This is a genomic window from Pseudomonas sp. A2, from assembly GCF_023100865.1.
Taxonomy (GTDB): Bacteria; Pseudomonadota; Gammaproteobacteria; order Pseudomonadales; family Pseudomonadaceae; genus Aquipseudomonas; species Aquipseudomonas asiatica.
This window is the reverse complement of the sequence record NZ_CP039127.1, coordinates 1,604,657-1,620,528: the sequence shown is the minus strand read 5'-3', so window position 1 is coordinate 1,620,528 and position 15,872 is coordinate 1,604,657. Positions and strand designations below refer to the sequence as shown.

The following is a 15,872-nucleotide window of genomic DNA, read 5'->3' as shown; positions in this document are numbered from 1 at the left end:
TCGAAGATGATTGCATCTTAACCGTCAGGACCCCGCCATGCTGCCCAGCCTGTTCATTTCCCATGGTTCTCCCATGCTTGCCCTGCAACCCGGCGCCAGCGGGCCTGCGCTGGCAGGGCTTGCCAACGCCCTGCCCCGGCCGAAAGCGATCGTGGTGGTATCTGCGCACTGGGAAAGCCGCGAATTGCTGGTTACCGGCAGCGCACAACCAGAGACCTGGCATGACTTCTACGGCTTCCCACCGGCGCTGTATGCGGTGCAGTACCCGGCGCCGGGTGACCCCACCCTCGCCGGCCAGGTCAGTGAACTGCTGCAGGCTGCCGGACTGACAGCCCGCCTAGACCCGCAGCGGCCATTCGACCACGGCGCCTGGGTACCGCTGTCGCTGATGTACCCGGATGCGAATATTCCGGTGGTGCAGGTTTCACTGCCCAGCCACATGGGGCCGGCGCTGCAGGTCAAGGTAGGCCAGGCGCTGGCGGGTTTGCGCGACCAGGGCGTTCTGCTGATCGGCTCGGGCAGCATTACCCACAACCTGGGCGAACTGGACTGGCATGCCGGCCCGGATGTGATCGAGCCTTGGGCACTGGCGTTCAGGGATTGGGTGGTGGAAAAGCTGCGGGCGAATGACCAGGAAGCGTTGCTGGGTTATCGGCAGCAGGCGCCGTTTGCGGTGCGTAACCATCCCAGTGATGAGCATTTCCTGCCGCTGTTCTTTGCCTTGGGGGCTGGGGGCAAGTTCGGGGTGGTGCACCAAGGGTTTACCTTGGGGGCGCTGGGGATGGACATTTATCGGTTCGACTGAAGGGCCTCTTCGCGGGTGAACCCGCTCCCACAGGGTCTCGACAGATTTCAAGGCTTGTGCTGTACCTGTGGGAGCGGGTTTACCCGCGAAAGGGCCGGCACAGGCAAAAAAAAACCCCAGCCAAAGCCGGGGATTTTTTCATTGCGCCAGGATCAATCCTCGCGGTAGCGACGCAGCTTCAGCTGCTTGCCGGCCACGCGGGTGTCCTTGAGCTTGGACAGCAGCTTCTCCAGGCCATCTTCCGGCAGCTCGACCAGGCTGAAGCTGTCGCGCACCTGGATGCGGCCAATGGCGTCACGGGCCAGGCCACCTTCGTTGAGGATCGCGCCCAGCAGGTTCTTGGCAGCGATGCCGTCACGGGCACCCAGGGCAGTACGGCAACGCACACGGCCTTCGGCCAGCGGCATCGGCGCACGGCGCTCGCGGTCACCACGCTCCGGACGCTCGCCACGCTCACCACGTTCGGTACGCTCACCACGCGGGGCGAAGCTCGGCACCAGCGGCTGCTCACGCTCTACCGCAGCCAGGTCCAGCGCCTGGCCATTGGTGGCCTTGCGCAGCAGGGCAGCAGCCAGGGCACGCGCGCTGCAACCCAGGTCGGCGGTCAGGCGGTCGAACAGCTCGCCGTGGGTGGCTTCTGCTTCAGCAACCAGCGGCGCCAGGCTCGAGGTCAGCTTCTTGATGCGAGCATCCAGCACGGCCTGGGCATTCGGCAGGCGGGCTTCTGCAACTTTTTGCCCGGTTACACGCTCGATCACCTGCAGCATGCGGCGCTCACGCGGGGTGACCAGCAGCAGTGCACGGCCATCGCGACCGGCACGGCCGGTACGGCCGATACGGTGTACGTAGGACTCCGGGTCGTACGGCATGTCGACGTTGAACACGTGAGTGATGCGCGGTACGTCCAGGCCACGGGCAGCGACGTCGGTAGCGACAACGATGTCCAGGCGGCCATCCTTGAGCGAGTCGATCACGCGCTCACGCTGGTTCTGGGCGATGTCGCCGTTCAGCGCGGCAGCCTTGTAACCCTTGGCTTCCAGCGCGGAGGCCAGGTCCAGGGTGGCTTGCTTGGTACGCACGAAGGCGATCAGCGCGTCGAACTCTTCCACTTCCAGCAGACGCAGCACAGCCGGGATCTTCTGGTCGGCGTGGACCATCAGGTGGGCCTGCTCGATCGCGGTAACGGTCTGGGTCTTGCTCTGGATCTTGACGTGCTTGGGCTCGCGCAGGTGGCGTTCGGCGATCGAGCGGATCGACGACGGCAGGGTGGCGGAGAACAGCACGGTCTGGCGGCTGGCCGGGATGGCATCGAAGATCACTTCGAGGTCGTCCATGAAGCCCAGCTTGAGCATCTCGTCGGCTTCGTCCAGTACCAGGTACTGCACGGTCGACAGGACTTTTTCGTCACGACGCAGGTGGTCGCACAGACGGCCAGGGGTGGCCACGACGATTTGCGCGCCGTTGCGGATCGCACGCAACTGTGGGCCCATCGGGGCACCACCGTAGACGGCGACCACATTCACGCCCGGCATCTGCTTGGCGTAGGTTTCGAAAGCGGTAGCAACTTGCAGCGCCAACTCACGGGTTGGCGCCAGGATCAGGGCTTGCGGTTCGCGCTTGCTCACATCGATCTTGTTGAGGATCGGCAGGGCGAAGGCAGCGGTCTTGCCGGTGCCAGTCTGCGCCTGGCCGATCATGTCGTGACCGGCGAGGATGATCGGGATCGATTGTTGCTGAATGGCGGACGGCTCTTCGTAGCCGGTCGCCAGAACGGCAGCAACAATATTCGGATTGAGATCGAGAGCGGCGAAGCCGCCGGTTTCCTGGGTCATGGGTCTGCCTCTAGGTGCATCCGCAAAGACCCATGCTCCAAAGCTGCACAAGCCATGAAAGACCGACAGGTCACCCAGGCAGCTTTGGCGGCGGGGATTTGCGAAAACGATTGAAAAAGAAAACGTGGGAAAGTCCGCCTAGCGGACGTGCAGCCGAAGCTGGACTCGGAGGGTTTGCACCACCTGATTTTGCGGTCCGCTAAAAGACCGGCGCGTACTATACCCGAAATCGTGCGCAGACGTGAGGAATATTTTCAGGGTGCCTGGCCAGTGTCGGGCCATCAGCAATGTGCGGCTGAAACGATTCCTGCCTGCGATACCGCGTCGTCTGATTCGCGAGCACGCCCGCGAAGAAGCCAACTCAGGTAGCCGGCCGAATCTCGCGGATCAGCCCCTCGAGGCAGTACCCCAGGCGCGGTGCCAGCGCCTGGGCCCGGGCTTTCAGCCCATCCAGGTCCAGCGTCTGCTCCAGGTCCGCCGGCACCAGCAGGATCACATTGCCCTCCTTCACCGGCAGCTCCCAGTAATGCCGGTGGTACAACCCGCGCAGCAACGCCGCGCCCAGCGGCTTGCCGTCGTCGGTGGCCCACTGGTTGATCACCAGCCAACCACCCGGGTTCAGTTGCTGCTGGCAGTTCTCCAGGAAGTTCCACGCCAGGTGGCCCACCCCCGGCCCATGGTCGGTGTACAGGTCGACGAACAGCAGGTCGGCCTTCTCCGCCGTGGGCAACAGCTCCAGCGCATCGCCGATGCGTACATACAGCCGCGGATCGTCATCCAGGCCCAGGTACTCCATGGCCAGGCGCGGTACGTCCGGGCGCAGTTCGATGGCCTCGATGTCGTCCAGCGGCAGGAACTTCATGCAGGCCTGGGTCAGCGTGCCGGCACCCAGGCCGAGAAACAGCGCGCTCTCCGGCTGCTCGTGGCACAGCGCCCCCACCAGCATGGCGCGGGTATAGTCGTACTCAAGCCAGCTGGGGTCGGCCGTGAACACGCAGCTCTGCTCGATCGCATCGCCGAATTCCAGAAAGCGGTAGTCGTCGACTTCATACACGCTGATGACGCCAAAAGCGTCCTGCACCCGTGCCAGTAGCCGCTCTTCCCGTTCCGCCGCCATGCTCACCACCTACCCGCACAAAAACGCGCATTGTCCGCCAACACCCTCGATGCAACAAGCGCAGCGCCAACTGTTACCATGGCCCATAGCCTACAACCGACAAGACCGAGCCCGAGATGAACCAACCGTGGAGCCCCGACAGCTGGCGCGCCCTGCCGATCCAGCAGCAACCGACCTACCCCGATGCCGCGCACCTGCTGAAGGTCGAACAGACCCTGGCCAGCTACCCGCCGTTGGTGTTCGCGGGCGAGGCGCGCGAGCTGCGCCGGCAGTTCGCCGAGGTCACCGAAGGCCGCGCCTTCCTGCTGCAGGGTGGCGACTGCGCCGAGAGCTTCGCCGAGTTCTCGGCGGCGAAAATCCGCGACACCTTCAAGGTGCTGCTGCAGATGGCCATTGTCATGACCTTCGCCGCCGGCTGCCCGGTGGTCAAGGTCGGGCGCATGGCCGGGCAATTCGCCAAGCCGCGCTCATCGGGCGATGAAACCATCGGCGACATCACCCTGCCCGCCTACCGTGGCGACATCGTCAACGGCATCGGCTTCGATGCGAAAAGCCGCATCCCCGACCCGGAACGCCTGCTGCAGGCCTACCACCAGGCCACCGCCAGCCTCAACCTGCTGCGCGCCTTCGCCCAGGGCGGGTTCGCCGACCTGCACCAGGTGCACAAGTGGAACCTGGACTTCATCGCCAATTCGGCGCTGGCCGACAAATACCACCAGCTGGCCAACCGCATCGACGAAACCCTGGCATTCATGCGCGCCTGCGGCCTGGACAGCGCGCCGCAGCTGCGCGAAACCAGCTTCTTCACCGCCCACGAAGCACTGCTGCTGAACTATGAAGAAGCCTTCGTGCGCCAGGACAGCCTGACCGGCGACTACTACGACTGCTCGGCGCACATGCTGTGGATCGGCGACCGCACCCGCCAGCTGGACGGAGCCCATGTGGAGTTCCTGCGCGGCGTGCACAACCCGATCGGGGTAAAGGTTGGCCCCAGCATGAACCCCGAAGAACTGATCCGCCTGATCGACACGCTGAACCCAGCCAACGACCCCGGGCGCCTGAACCTGATCGTGCGCATGGGTGCCGGCAAGGTCGGCAACCACCTGCCGGGGCTGATCCGCACGGTCGAACGCGAAGGGCGCAAAGTGCTGTGGAGCTCCGACCCGATGCATGGCAACACCATCAAAGCCAGCAGCGGCTACAAGACCCGCGATTTTGCGCAGATCCTGGATGAGGTGAAGCAGTTCTTCCAGGTGCACCAGGCAGAGGGCAGCCACGCCGGCGGCATCCACATCGAGATGACCGGGCAGAACGTCACCGAATGCATCGGCGGCGCCCGGCCGATCACCGAGGATGCGTTGTCCGACCGCTATCACACCCACTGCGACCCGCGGATGAATGCCGACCAGTCCCTGGAGCTGGCGTTCCTGATTGCCGAAACCCTCAAGCAGGTGCGGCGCTGAGTGCTTTTCGCTTTTTGCTTTTGATCTTGCTTCTAGGCGCGCGATAGTTCAGGCGCGCGCTTAGAAGCAAAAGCAAAAGCAAAAGCCGAAACGAGCAAGAGCAAGATCTGTTGCCACGCTTGGCATCACTTACTCAACGGATCATCCCAGAAATGCCGCTCGGCCTCCTGCTGGATATCCGCCCGGCTCAACCCCAGGTCGTGCAGGGTCGCATCACTCAGGCTGGCCAGTTCCTGGCGCTGGCGGTACAGCTGCAGCCATCGCGCAGGGCGCTGCAGGGCGGCATGCCACAGGTGGTTCAGGGAAAAGGCAGGTTGCTGGATGCTGCTGACATGACCTTTCATCGTGAAGCCCTCCGTGTTGATGGCTCCAGTCTCCTGCCAGGCATAAGATCAATCCAACGAATGTTTCTGATGCCATGCATCTCGGAGATTGATGCAATGTCCCATTACCAGAGCCTCGACGCGGACGTACTGCGCACGTTCGTGGCCATCGCCGAGCAGGGTGGCTTCACCCGCGCTGGCGAGGTGGTCAACCGCACCCAGTCGGCGGTGAGCATGCAGATGAAACGCCTGGAAGAGGACATCCTCCAGCGCCAGCTGTTCGAGCGCGATGGCCGCCAGGTGCGCTTGACCGCCGAGGGCCAGGTGCTGCTCGGCTATGCGCGGCGCATCCTCAAGTTGCATGGGGAAGTGTTCAACACCCTGCGCATGCCGCACATGGTCGGGGTAGTACGCATCGGCACGCCGGACGACTATGCCATGCGCTTTTTGCCGACCATCCTGTCGAGCTTTGCCCAGGCCTACCCGCTGGTGCAGGTGGAGGTGCATTGCGACTCCTCCAAACAACTGATGCTGCGCCAGGACCTGGACCTGACCATCGTCACCCGTGAGCCGGGCAACGAGATTGGCCAGCTGCTGCGCCAGGAACGCCTGGTCTGGGCCGCCGCGGAAGGCTTCTGCCCGCAGGAGCAACGCCCCATGCCGGTAGCCTTGTTCAACACCGACTGCTTCTGCCGGGCCTGGACCTGCAATGCCCTGGAGGCCCAGGGCATCGACTACCGCATCGCCTATACCAGCCCGAGCCTGGCAGCGATCTTCGCCATTGTCACCGCTGGGTTGGCGGTGACCGCACAGTTGCAGAGCCTGATCGGCGGGAATATCCGCATTCTGGGCGAGAGCGAAGGGTTGCCGCAGTTGCCGGTGGCCAATGTGATGCTGGTGCGCAGTACCCAGAACCCTTCGCCGATTACCGACTGCATGGCCGACTACATTGTCGAAGGGTTCAAGTAACTTGGGGCTGCTACGCAGCCCATCGCGACACAAGGCCGCTCCTACAAGGGCACGCGATCCCCTGGAGCGGCCTTGTGTCGCGATGGGCCGCAAAGCGGCCCCAAAATCTCAAAGCTCGAACCCGAGCATCACCGCACACCCCACCAGAAACACACAGAACATCGCCCGCAACACCTTCTCCGGCAGCGCATGGGCCAATTTCACCCCCCAGCTGATACTCAGCAGGCCGCCCACCGCCAATGGCACCCCCACCCCCCAGTCAACACTGTGGTGCACCCCATAGGTCACCAGGGTTACCAAGGTACTCGGCGCCGCCAGCGCCAGCGACAGCCCCTGCGCCACCACCTGGGTGGTACCGAACACACTGGTCAGGATCGGCGTGGCCACCACGGCCCCACCCACCCCGAACAAGCCGCCCATGGTGCCGGCAAAGCTGCCCAGTACACCCAGCCACGGCCAGGCATAGCGCAACTCGGCGCTGGGCGGCGTTACCTTCATGAACATCCGCGCCACGTTCCACACCGCCAGGGCCACCAGGAAGCCGACAAAGCCCAGGCGCATGGATTGCGCATCCAGCCCCACCGCCCAGATCGACCCCAGCCAGGCGAACACGAAGCTGCACAGCGACAACGGCACCGCATGGCGCATCTCGATGCGGTTACGCTGGTGATAACGCCACAGCGCCAGCAGCACATTGGGCACTACCATCACCAGCGCCGTGCCTTGCGCCAGTTGCTGGTCCAGGCCGAACAGCACGCCCAGCGCCGGAATCGCGATCAGCCCGCCGCCAATGCCGAACAGGCCACCCATGGTCCCCAGGGCTGCGCCCAGCACGATATACAACAACCACTCGATCATCAGGGGCCTCATCCGCCTGTACACATAATGCGAGCATGCTAACGATTGCGGGCTGGCGGGGAAACGCACAGCAGCGCACAATGGCTGTGCGTTTTTCGCAAAAGCAAGGCAGCCATGAGCCCCGATACCCTGACCGACCAGCTAAGCCTGTTCCTCGATGTGCTGGAAACCGGCAGTTTTTCTGCCGCCGCCCGCCGCCACCCGCTGACGCCTTCCGCCGTGGCCCGCCGCATCGACAACCTGGAAAGCGCCGTGGGCAGCCGCCTGTTCACCCGCAGCACCCACGCCGTGCGCGCCACGCCTGCCGGCAACGCCTTTGCCGAACGGGCCAGGCGCATCATCGAGGAACTGCGCCTGGCCCGCGCTGAAGCGGTGTCGCTGAGCAATGCCCCCGAAGGCCTGATCCGCATCGACGCCCCCGCCGCATTCGGCCGCCGTCACCTGGCCCCGGCCATCGCCGATTTCCTGGTCGCCTACCCGGGCCTTGATGTGCAACTGCGCCTGATCGACAGCTTCGTCGACCTGCATGGCAGCCACCTGGGCGAGGTCGACCTGGTGCTGCGTGCCGGCCCCCTGGCCGACACCCGGCTGGTCGCCACGCCATTGGCCTACATGGTGCGCATCGCCTGCGCCAGCCCGGCCTACCTGGCCAGCCGCGGCATGCCCAGCTGCCCCAGCGAGCTGCCAGGGCACGACGGCCTGGACTGGGACGGCCTTGCGCCACCATTCGCCTGGCGTTTCAACGTGGCCGGGCAAACCCGCCTGTACCGCCCCTCACGCATGCGCATGGCCGCCAACAACGCCGAAACCCTGCTGTTCGGTGCGCTCGCAGGCTTAGGCATAGCCCACCTGCCTACTTGGCTGATCAGCGAATACCTGCTGCGCGGCGAGTTGATACCGTTGTTTTGCGACGGTGGCTTGCCCAAAGCGGAAACCAGCGGTATTTACGCACTTCGCCTGGAACATGAAACGAACTCTCGCAGCCGTTTGCTGCTCGAATTTCTCAAGAGCCGCTTCAGCCCGATTCCACCCTGGGACCTGGCCTTGCGCAGTGAACTGCGCGAATAAAGCGCGCACTAACGATCCGCGTGCCAGACTTTCCCATTGATTACCTTCAAGGACCTGCATGAACGCCGACACCCAAGCCTCCTGTGACGAGCTGCTGCTGGACAACCAGGTCTGTTTCGCCCTGCACTCCACCTCGTTGCTGATGACCAAGGTCTACAAACCGCTGCTGCAGGCCCTGGGCCTGACTTACCCGCAGTACCTGGCCATGCTTGTGCTCTGGGAGCACGATGGCCTGACCGTAGGCGAGATCAGCCAGCACCTGCTCACCGACCCCGGTTCGCTGACACCGCTGCTCAAGCGTCTGGAGAGCGAAGGCCTGCTGCAGCGCAACCGCAGCCGCGAGGACGAACGGGTGGTACTGGTGCAGCTGACCGACAAGGGCCGCGCCTTGCAGCAGCAGGCCAAAGAAGTGCCGCAGTGCATCCTCAAGGCCAGCGGGCGCAGCCTGGAACAGCTCCAACAACTGCAGGCCGACCTGCTGGCGCTGCGCGAGAACCTGCAGAAAACCCTCTGACAGCTATGCTGTGCGATGGCCGTTCAGATGAACGGTGATGATTTATCTTGCGCACTAACTAATTGCGCGCTAATTTAAATCCCACACCAACCCGCGCCCTCCTCCAGACGGGGAGCGCACAGCACATTAGCGAGGCTCAAGATGCAAAAGGTCACTCCGCTGTACATCGCAGAAGCTACCTCCACCGGTGGGCGCGATGGCAAATCCCGCTCCAGTGACGGCAAGCTGGTAGTCAGCCTGAGCACCCCCAAGGAACTGGGCGGCGCAGGCGGTGACGGCACCAACCCCGAGCAGATGTTCGCCGCCGGTTACTCGGCGTGCTTCATCGGTGCCCTGAAGTTCGTGGCCGGGCAGGAGAAAAAAGCCCTGCCGGCGGACGCCTCGATCACCGCGAAAGTGGGCATTGGCCAGATTCCAGGTGGTTTCGGCCTGGACATCGACCTGCACATCAACCTGCCGGGCCTGGCCCAGGCCGATGCCGAAGGGCTGGTGGAAAAGGCGCACAAGGTGTGCCCGTACTCCAACGCCACCCGCGGCAATGTGGATGTGCGCCTGCACGTGACCGTGTAGGGCTGTGGGAGCGGCCTTGCGTCGCGATGGGGCGCGAAGCGGCCCCGGAATCTTGGGTACACCTTGAGATCGCCGGGGCCGCTTTGCGGCCCTTTCGCGACACAAGGCCGCTCCCACAAAAGCAAGAGCAAGAGCACGCATCGAGATCTGCAGGAATCGCAGGCACAAAAAACCCGGCCAAGGCCGGGTTTTTTGCGTTTCACAAGAAGGATTACTTCTTGGAACGGCCTTTGAAGCTGTTGTCGCGAGTGTCGATATCGATCCACTCGTCGATCTGGATGAAGTCGGCAACCGAGATCTCGGTACCGTTCTTCAGCTTGGCAGGCTTCATGACCTTGCCCGAGGTGTCGCCGCGTGCAGCGTTCTCGGTGTAGACAACCTGGCGGCTGATGGTGGTCGGCAGTTCAACCGATACCAGGCGGCCTTCGAAGAACACGGCTTCGCAGACGTCTTCCATGCCTTCTTCGATGTACGGCAGAACGGCTTCGATGTCCTCGGCGTTCAGTTCGTACATGGTGTAGTCAGTGGTGTCCATGAAGGTGTATTCGTCACCGTTGATGAACGACAGGGTCGCTTCTTTGCGATCCAGGATCACGTCGTCCAGCTTGTCGTCTGCACCGTAGACGGTTTCGGTCTTGTAGCCGGTCAGCAGGTTCTTCAGCTTGGTCTTCATGATCGCGCTGTTGCGGCCCGACTTGGTGAACTCAGCTTTTTGAACCAGCCACGGGTCGTTGTCGATCCGCAGGACGGTACCGGGTTTCAGTTCTTTACCAGTTTTCATTACGAAGTATCCGAATCTGGATGGATTTATAAAAATCGAGGCCGCGTATCATAGCGAATTTCGGTAAAAGTGTACTAGCGCTGTGGCAAGGTCCGGCTGAGCAGCCTGTCGCGCCGCCCAAAGCCGGGCATGCTGCTGCAGTTCCGGCCAGTGCTGACGGGCTGCCTGCCAGGCCTGGCCCATGTCGCGGTCCATGTTCCAGGCACGCCACAGGCCAAGCAGGGCGGCATCGGCATCGCCTGACAACCCCTGTCGATAATGCGCGAGAAACGCTTCGAGCTTTTCCCAATGGGCATTCTCGTCCTGCACGTAAATGTGCCACAGCATCGGCTGCCCGGCCCACTGCGCGCGCACGAACGAGTCTTCGCCGCGCACGGCATTGAAATCACAGCTCCACAGCAACCGGTCGTAGTCGTCCTGGCTGACGAAAGGTAGCACCTGCAGGGTCAGCGCCCCGCGCTTGCGCACGCTGCCCACCTGCAGTACCGCCTCGCCAAGCCACTGGCCGAGCCCCGCGACAACGCGCCCTTGCGGCACCAGCAGGTGGCAAGGTTGCTCGCCTGAGGCCAGGGCCTCAAGCCAGTTGCCCAATTGCGGGTTTTCGTAGGCGAACAGGGAAATCAGCAACGCCCCCGCTTCAGGGTTTACGCCAAGCCCCTGCAAGAAGGCCTGCCGTGCACCTTGCTGGAACGCATCACGCCGTGCCAGCAGCGAGCCCTCGCGCAACAGGCCACCGGTTTTTTCAGTGAAACCTGGAAAGAAAAATACCTTGCGCAAGCCATTGGGCTGCGGCGAAGGCAAGCCATGGCAACCTTCCACCCAGTCCTCGGCACTGAGGTACTCGAGGTTCAGCCACAGCGGCGGCGTGACACGAGCACGCATTGCCTCCACATAGGCTGCTGGCAATTGGCAGGCGAAGGCACCGATTACCACATCAGCCGGCGCCACCGGCAACCAGGCTACCGGCCATTGGCGAACATCCACACCGTGCTGCCACTGCTGCGGGGCGGTGGCATTGGCCCCGGGGCACATGGGCGTGAATGCATTGAGGTCATCCACCCACAGGCGCACAGCCAGGCCGTGCTCGGCCACCAGCTGCCGGGCCAGGCGCCAGGTCACGCCTATATCGCCGTAGTTGTCGACGACGCTGCAGAAGATGTCCCAAGTGGCTTTCATGTACCCTGCCCTCGCCCAGCGGAAAAACCGCGCATTCTGCGTATAAATTGTCGCTCACAAAAGCACCTGCGCGGAAAAATGCCCAGGCGCATGCGACAATGCACCCCGAACACCCTGCCAGGAGGCTGCCATGGCGCGCCACCGTGAACTGAAGATCACCCTCAAGCCGCTGCCGTTGATCGTGTGCGTCGCCTTTGGCCTGTGGCTGGGCGCCGTGGCGATCGCCGCCAGCCTGTGGCTGGCCCTGCAACTGTGGCCACAGCAGGTACAGCCACTGGCCCAAGCCGTGGCCCCCGCCGCGTACCGGCCTGCCGCGCCGCCAGCGCCAGCCCCTGCTGCGGATGCCCAGGCGGAAATGTTCGAACGCTACAAGGACATCCTGCACAAGCAGGAGCTACAACAGGCCGCCGATGCCGCCCAGGGCAACCCGCGCAACCTCAACAGCCCCAAGTGCCAGTTCTGGCTGCAGCAGAACCGCACCGCGCCCACCGACAAAAGCCAGGCCAACGTGCTGGAGTTCTGTTACTGACCATGGACAAGCCCAGCCTGCTGGCGCAGATAGTTGCCACCCTCGAACAGGACCTGGATGTGCTGACCCGCGCGGCGCAAACTGCGTACGAAGCCGCCACTGCCGAAGAGAACATCGCCGAGAACAAGTACGACACCCTGGGCCTGGAGGCCTCGTACCTGGCCACCGGCCAGGCCCGCCGCAGCGCCGAGATCCGCAAGGCGCTGCTGACCTACCAGCAACTGCTGCTGCGCGATTACGACCCGGCACGCGGGGTGCAGGTGAGCAACCTGGTGACGCTGGAGGATGAAGATGGCAGGCAGCGCCGACTGTTCCTCGGGCCCGAGGCGGCGGGGTTGAAGATTGGCGAGGGGGATGGGCTGGTGACGGTGATTACCCAGCGCTCGCCGCTGGGGCAACAACTGGTCGGTAAGAAGGTTGATGATGAGGTAAACCTGGGGGCACAGGCATTGTTCATTGTTGATGTTGTCTGAACCGGCCTCTTCGCCCCTCAGGCCAGTGATACCCCTTGTAGGAGCAGCCTTGTGCTGCGAAGGGGCCATGAGCAACACAGAAGATCTTTTGCCTTACCGGCCCCTTCGCAGCCCAAGGCTGCTCCTACACGGATTGCAAGGCATCGAACCGCCGCGCCAGCCCCTGCTCCTCGAACTGCTCCACCACAAAATCGACAAACGCCCGGGTCTTGCCCGGCAACAGCTTGTGCTCGGCGAAATACAGGCTGATATGCCCATCGTCCACATACCAGTCCGGCAGCACCCGCCGCAGCCGCCCGCCTTCCAGGTACGGCACGGCAAACGGCAGGCTCACCAGGGCAATTCCCAAGCCCTGCTCGGCCACCGCGCAAGCCGCATCCGAATCGCTCATGGTCATCGTCTGGCGCAACTGCAATGGCTGCTGCACCTGCCAACGGCTGGTCAACGGCCATGAGCGCACCCGCCCAGTCTGCGGCGAGCGGATCAGGATACCGTCATGCCGTTGCAACACCTGCGGATCGTCAATCGGCGGGTGCCGGCCCAGGTACGCCGGCGCCGCCACCAGCACCCTGTGCGCCGGGGTCAGCTTGCGCGCCACCACCCCCGGCGGCAGATCGAAGCCACCACCAATCGCTGCATCGAAGCCCTGGCCAATCAGGTCGACCTGGCGGTTGTCGAAATGCCAGTCCGGAGTAATGGCCGGGTAACGACGCAGGAACTCACCCAGCAATGGCAACACATACAAGCGCCCGAAAACCGTGCCCATGCTTACCCGCAACAACCCGGCCGGCTGGCCTTCGCTACTGGCCAGGTTGGCCACGGCGTACTGGATGGTGCGGAAGCTGTCACTGACCTCCCCCAGAAATCGCTGCCCTGCCTCGGTCAGGGTCAGCTTGCGGGTACTACGCTGGAACAACCGCACCCCCAGGCGTACTTCCAGCTGGGCAACATGCTTGCCCACGGCAGCCGGGGTAATGCTGAGGCGCCGGGCGGCTTCGGCAAAGCTGCCGACTTCGGCACTGCGGATGAAGCATTCCAACGCGTTAAATGATTCCATGGCCATGATTGGCAACCAAAGGTTTACTCTGCTGATAGTGATTGCCATCTTATCAGCAGGTAATCAAGCGCCGATACTGCGCCCATCCAAGGCATTCCGGCCTGGCTTCCAGCAGGAGATCAACATGTCCAAGCAACACTCACTCGAAGGCAAGGTGGCCCTGGTACAGGGCGGTTCCCGCGGCATTGGTGCAGCCATCGTGCGACGCCTGGCCCGCGAAGGCGCACAGGTGGCCTTCACCTATGTCAGTTCCGCCGGTCCGGCGCAGGAGCTGGTTGAGGAAATTACCAAAACCGGCGGCAAGGCGCTGGCCCTGCGTGCCGACAGTGCCGACGCGGCGGCCGTGCAACTGGCCGTGGATGACACCGTGAAAGCCTTCGGCCGGCTGGATATCCTGGTCAACAACGCCGGTGTACTGGCGGTAGCGCCGGTGACCGAGTTCGACCTGGCCGACTTCGACCACATGCTAGCGGTGAACGTGCGCAGCGTATTCGTCGCCAGCCAGGCCGCGGCACGCTACATGGGCCAAGGCGGGCGCATCATCAACATTGGCAGCACCAATGCCGAGCGCATGCCGTTTGCCGGTGGCGCCCCTTATGCCATGAGCAAATCGGCGCTGGTCGGCCTGACTCGCGGCATGGCCCGGGACCTGGGGCCGAAAGGCATTACCGTGAACAACGTGCAACCAGGGCCGGTGGACACCGACATGAACCCGGCCAGCGGCGAGTTCGCAGACAGTTTGATCCCGCTGATGGCGATCGGGCGCTATGGCGAGGCGGATGAGATTGCCAGCTTCGTGGCTTACCTGGCGGGGCCTGAGGCGGGGTATGTCACAGGGGCCAGCCTGACGGTCGATGGCGGGTTTGCAGCCTGAATGAAGGGTTGCCTGTGCTGGCCTCTTCGCGGGTAAACCCGCTCCCACAGGGATATCACAGGCCCCGAACCCAGTGGTGTGCCTGTGGGAGCGGGTTTACCCGCGAAGAGGCCGGCACAGGCTCAACCGGCCCACCCTCCCCCTCCCCCCGCTCTGCTCTGCCGCACAATGCATTGATGTAGTGCCCGACACTTTCCGATAATCCCCCCTTTACTCCTGCCCGCCACGAGAACTGCATGAACGCCCCCACTCTCAGCCGCGCCCTGATCCTGCTGATGGCCACCGCCACCGGCCTGGCCGTGGCCAGCAACTACTATGCGCAACCACTGCTGCACAGCATCGCCCAGCAGTTCGGCCTGAGCACCGCCAGTGCCGGCAGCATCGTCATTGCCGCGCAACTGAGCTACGGCGCCGGCCTGTTGCTGCTGGCGCCCCTGGGCGACCTGTTCGAGCAGCGCCGGCTGATCACCGTGATGACTGCCATTTCCACCCTTGGCCTGGTCATCAGCGCCTGCGCACCGAGCCTTCCCTGGCTGATACTTGGCACCGCGCTGACCGGGCTGTTCTCGGTGGTGGCGCAGATCCTCGTGCCCATGGCCGCGACCCTCAGCGAGCCACACCAGCGCGGGCGGGCGGTCGGCACCTTGATGAGCGGATTGCTGCTGGGCATCCTGCTGGCGCGTACCGCCGCCGGGTTCATGGCCGAACTGGGTGGCTGGCGCAGCATCTACGTGCTGGCCGCGGTGCTGATGGCCATCACCGCCGTGGCGCTGTACCGCAGCCTGCCACAACACCACAGCCATGCCGGGCTGAAATACCCAGCGCTGATCGGCTCGGTGTTCCGCCTGTTCCTCGAAGAACCGGTGCTGCGCCTGCGTTCTCTGCTCGGCCTGCTGGCATTCAGCCTGTTCGCCCTGTTCTGGACGCCACTGGCGTTCCTGCTGGCGAAAGGCCCGTATCACTATTCGGACGCGGTGATAGGCCTGTTCGGCCTGGCCGGTGCAGCGGGTGCACTGTCGGCCAACTGGGCGGGTCGCCTGGCCGACCGTGGCAAGGGTTCGCTGGGCACCACCGTGGGCCTGGTGGTATTGCTGCTGTCGTGGGTGCCGCTGGGCTTCGCCGAGCAGTCGTTGCTGGCCTTGCTGCTGGGCGTGCTGATGCTCGACCTGGCAGTGCAACTGGTGCACGTGAGCAACCAGAATGCGGTAATTGCCCTGCGACCCGAGGCGCGCACGCGGCTGAATGCCGGGTATATCACCTGCTACTTCATTGGCGGGGCCTTGGGATCGCTGCTGGGCACGCAGCTGTTCCAACGCCAGGGCTGGATGGGGATTGTGCTGGCCGGGTTGGTGATTGGCGGGCTGGCGTTGCTGGCGTGGGGTTTGGCCGAGCGCAAGCGCAAGAACGCTTTGCAGATCGCCTGAAGCCCATTGACCTGAGCGACAATGCACCGCACGACCCTC

The 15,872-nt window shown here is 63.8% G+C and carries 16 protein-coding genes and 1 pseudogene; 10 read left to right on the top strand and 7 right to left on the bottom strand.

From position 1 onward, the window contains the following. Nucleotides 1-37: 37 nt before the first annotated feature. Nucleotides 38-805: a class III extradiol ring-cleavage dioxygenase gene (locus E5221_RS07570; RefSeq protein WP_061552374.1), complete on the top strand. Its 768-nt coding sequence runs from the start codon at nt 38-40 to the stop codon at nt 803-805. A 152-nt stretch (nt 806-957) separates the two neighbouring features. On the opposite strand, the pseudogene E5221_RS07565 reads toward E5221_RS07570, so the two are convergent. After that, nucleotides 958-2,671, bottom strand: a pseudogene (locus tag E5221_RS07565) (DEAD/DEAH box helicase). A 327-nt stretch (nt 2,672-2,998) separates the two neighbouring features. Beyond that, nucleotides 2,999-3,754, bottom strand: coding sequence for a spermidine synthase (locus tag E5221_RS07560; RefSeq protein WP_061552375.1), 756 nt, complete (start codon nt 3,752-3,754; stop codon nt 2,999-3,001). A 116-nt stretch (nt 3,755-3,870) separates the two neighbouring features. On the opposite strand from E5221_RS07560, the gene E5221_RS07555 reads away from it, so the two are divergent. Beyond that, on the top strand, nt 3,871-5,217 hold the full coding sequence (locus E5221_RS07555; protein WP_247847096.1) for a 3-deoxy-7-phosphoheptulonate synthase class II: 1,347 nt from the start codon (nt 3,871-3,873) through the stop codon (nt 5,215-5,217). A 125-nt stretch (nt 5,218-5,342) separates the two neighbouring features. Here E5221_RS07555 and E5221_RS07550 read toward each other — a convergent pair whose 3' ends face one another. Beyond that, a complete protein-coding gene (locus E5221_RS07550; protein ID WP_003260420.1) occupies nt 5,343-5,561 on the bottom strand; it encodes a DUF1127 domain-containing protein in 219 nt (72 codons plus the stop codon). Between the two features lie 96 nt (nt 5,562-5,657). Here E5221_RS07550 and E5221_RS07545 point away from each other — a divergent pair, with 96 nt between their 5' ends. After that, nucleotides 5,658-6,509, top strand: a complete 852-nt coding sequence (locus tag E5221_RS07545; protein WP_247847094.1) for a LysR substrate-binding domain-containing protein — start codon at nt 5,658-5,660, stop codon at nt 6,507-6,509. A 108-nt stretch (nt 6,510-6,617) separates the two neighbouring features. Here E5221_RS07545 and E5221_RS07540 read toward each other — a convergent pair whose 3' ends face one another. Continuing rightward, nucleotides 6,618-7,367, bottom strand: coding sequence for a sulfite exporter TauE/SafE family protein (locus E5221_RS07540; RefSeq protein WP_061552378.1), 750 nt, complete (start codon nt 7,365-7,367; stop codon nt 6,618-6,620). Between the two features lie 114 nt (nt 7,368-7,481). Between E5221_RS07540 and E5221_RS07535 the strand changes: the two genes are divergently transcribed. The 3 genes from E5221_RS07535 to E5221_RS07525 all read left to right on the top strand — a co-directional run bounded on the left by E5221_RS07535 (nt 7,482) and on the right by E5221_RS07525 (nt 9,519). Next, entirely contained in the window at nt 7,482-8,435 is a 954-nt protein-coding gene (locus E5221_RS07535; RefSeq protein WP_013971533.1) for a LysR family transcriptional regulator, read from the top strand. Nucleotides 8,436-8,493: 58 nt separating this feature from the next. Further along, nucleotides 8,494-8,949 carry a MarR family transcriptional regulator gene (locus E5221_RS07530; RefSeq protein WP_003260416.1) on the top strand — a complete coding sequence of 152 codons (456 nt, stop codon included), beginning with the start codon at nt 8,494-8,496 and terminating at the stop codon, nt 8,947-8,949. Nucleotides 8,950-9,090: 141 nt separating this feature from the next. Then, nucleotides 9,091-9,519, top strand: a complete 429-nt coding sequence (locus E5221_RS07525; RefSeq protein WP_013971531.1) for an organic hydroperoxide resistance protein — start codon at nt 9,091-9,093, stop codon at nt 9,517-9,519. A 211-nt stretch (nt 9,520-9,730) separates the two neighbouring features. Here E5221_RS07525 and efp read toward each other — a convergent pair whose 3' ends face one another. Both efp and earP read right to left on the bottom strand, forming a co-directional pair. Beyond that, nucleotides 9,731-10,300 carry an elongation factor P gene (gene efp / locus E5221_RS07520; protein WP_013971530.1) on the bottom strand — a complete coding sequence of 190 codons (570 nt, stop codon included), beginning with the start codon at nt 10,298-10,300 and terminating at the stop codon, nt 9,731-9,733. 48 nt (nt 10,301-10,348) lie between these two features. Continuing rightward, nucleotides 10,349-11,476 (bottom strand): elongation factor P maturation arginine rhamnosyltransferase EarP, encoded by a 1,128-nt coding sequence (earP, locus tag E5221_RS07515; RefSeq protein WP_061552379.1) that lies wholly within the window; start codon nt 11,474-11,476, stop codon nt 10,349-10,351. A 130-nt stretch (nt 11,477-11,606) separates the two neighbouring features. Between earP and E5221_RS07510 the strand changes: the two genes are divergently transcribed. Both E5221_RS07510 and E5221_RS07505 read left to right on the top strand, forming a co-directional pair. Further along, the gene (locus E5221_RS07510; protein ID WP_061552380.1) at nt 11,607-12,005 is read left to right on the top strand and encodes a hypothetical protein; all 399 of its coding nucleotides are present in this window, start codon (nt 11,607-11,609) and stop codon (nt 12,003-12,005) included. A gap of 2 nt (nt 12,006-12,007) precedes the next feature. Continuing rightward, entirely contained in the window at nt 12,008-12,478 is a 471-nt protein-coding gene (locus tag E5221_RS07505) for a GreA/GreB family elongation factor (RefSeq protein ID WP_061552381.1), read from the top strand. Nucleotides 12,479-12,602: 124 nt separating this feature from the next. Here E5221_RS07505 and E5221_RS07500 read toward each other — a convergent pair whose 3' ends face one another. Further along, entirely contained in the window at nt 12,603-13,541 is a 939-nt protein-coding gene (locus E5221_RS07500) for a LysR family transcriptional regulator (RefSeq protein WP_247847093.1), read from the bottom strand. Between the two features lie 118 nt (nt 13,542-13,659). Here E5221_RS07500 and E5221_RS07495 point away from each other — a divergent pair, with 118 nt between their 5' ends. Together E5221_RS07495 and E5221_RS07490 are read left to right on the top strand one after the other, a co-directional pair. Beyond that, complete coding sequence (locus E5221_RS07495) at nt 13,660-14,409, top strand: 3-oxoacyl-ACP reductase family protein (RefSeq protein WP_096010006.1); 750 nt, start codon at nt 13,660-13,662, stop codon at nt 14,407-14,409. Nucleotides 14,410-14,645: 236 nt separating this feature from the next. Further along, complete coding sequence (locus E5221_RS07490; protein WP_061552384.1) at nt 14,646-15,833, top strand: MFS transporter; 1,188 nt, start codon at nt 14,646-14,648, stop codon at nt 15,831-15,833. Nucleotides 15,834-15,872: the final 39 nt, after the last annotated feature.

Bases quoted from the DNA above. Each gene is read 5' to 3' on its own strand.
- E5221_RS07570 (WP_061552374.1), top strand. From the start codon at position 38: ATGCTGCCCAGCCTGTTCATTTCCCATGGTTCTCCCATGCTTGCCCTG.
- E5221_RS07560 (WP_061552375.1), bottom strand. From the start codon at position 3,754: ATGGCGGCGGAACGGGAAGAGCGGCTACTGGCACGGGTGCAGGACGCT.
- E5221_RS07555 (WP_247847096.1), top strand. From the start codon at position 3,871: ATGAACCAACCGTGGAGCCCCGACAGCTGGCGCGCCCTGCCGATCCAG.
- E5221_RS07550 (WP_003260420.1), bottom strand. From the start codon at position 5,561: ATGAAAGGTCATGTCAGCAGCATCCAGCAACCTGCCTTTTCCCTGAAC.
- E5221_RS07545 (WP_247847094.1), top strand. From the start codon at position 5,658: ATGTCCCATTACCAGAGCCTCGACGCGGACGTACTGCGCACGTTCGTG.
- E5221_RS07540 (WP_061552378.1), bottom strand. From the start codon at position 7,367: ATGATCGAGTGGTTGTTGTATATCGTGCTGGGCGCAGCCCTGGGGACC.
- E5221_RS07535 (WP_013971533.1), top strand. From the start codon at position 7,482: ATGAGCCCCGATACCCTGACCGACCAGCTAAGCCTGTTCCTCGATGTG.
- E5221_RS07530 (WP_003260416.1), top strand. From the start codon at position 8,494: ATGAACGCCGACACCCAAGCCTCCTGTGACGAGCTGCTGCTGGACAAC.
- E5221_RS07525 (WP_013971531.1), top strand. From the start codon at position 9,091: ATGCAAAAGGTCACTCCGCTGTACATCGCAGAAGCTACCTCCACCGGT.
- efp (WP_013971530.1), bottom strand. From the start codon at position 10,300: ATGAAAACTGGTAAAGAACTGAAACCCGGTACCGTCCTGCGGATCGAC.
- earP (WP_061552379.1), bottom strand. From the start codon at position 11,476: ATGAAAGCCACTTGGGACATCTTCTGCAGCGTCGTCGACAACTACGGC.
- E5221_RS07510 (WP_061552380.1), top strand. From the start codon at position 11,607: ATGGCGCGCCACCGTGAACTGAAGATCACCCTCAAGCCGCTGCCGTTG.
- E5221_RS07505 (WP_061552381.1), top strand. From the start codon at position 12,008: ATGGACAAGCCCAGCCTGCTGGCGCAGATAGTTGCCACCCTCGAACAG.
- E5221_RS07500 (WP_247847093.1), bottom strand. From the start codon at position 13,541: ATGGCCATGGAATCATTTAACGCGTTGGAATGCTTCATCCGCAGTGCC.
- E5221_RS07495 (WP_096010006.1), top strand. From the start codon at position 13,660: ATGTCCAAGCAACACTCACTCGAAGGCAAGGTGGCCCTGGTACAGGGC.
- E5221_RS07490 (WP_061552384.1), top strand. From the start codon at position 14,646: ATGAACGCCCCCACTCTCAGCCGCGCCCTGATCCTGCTGATGGCCACC.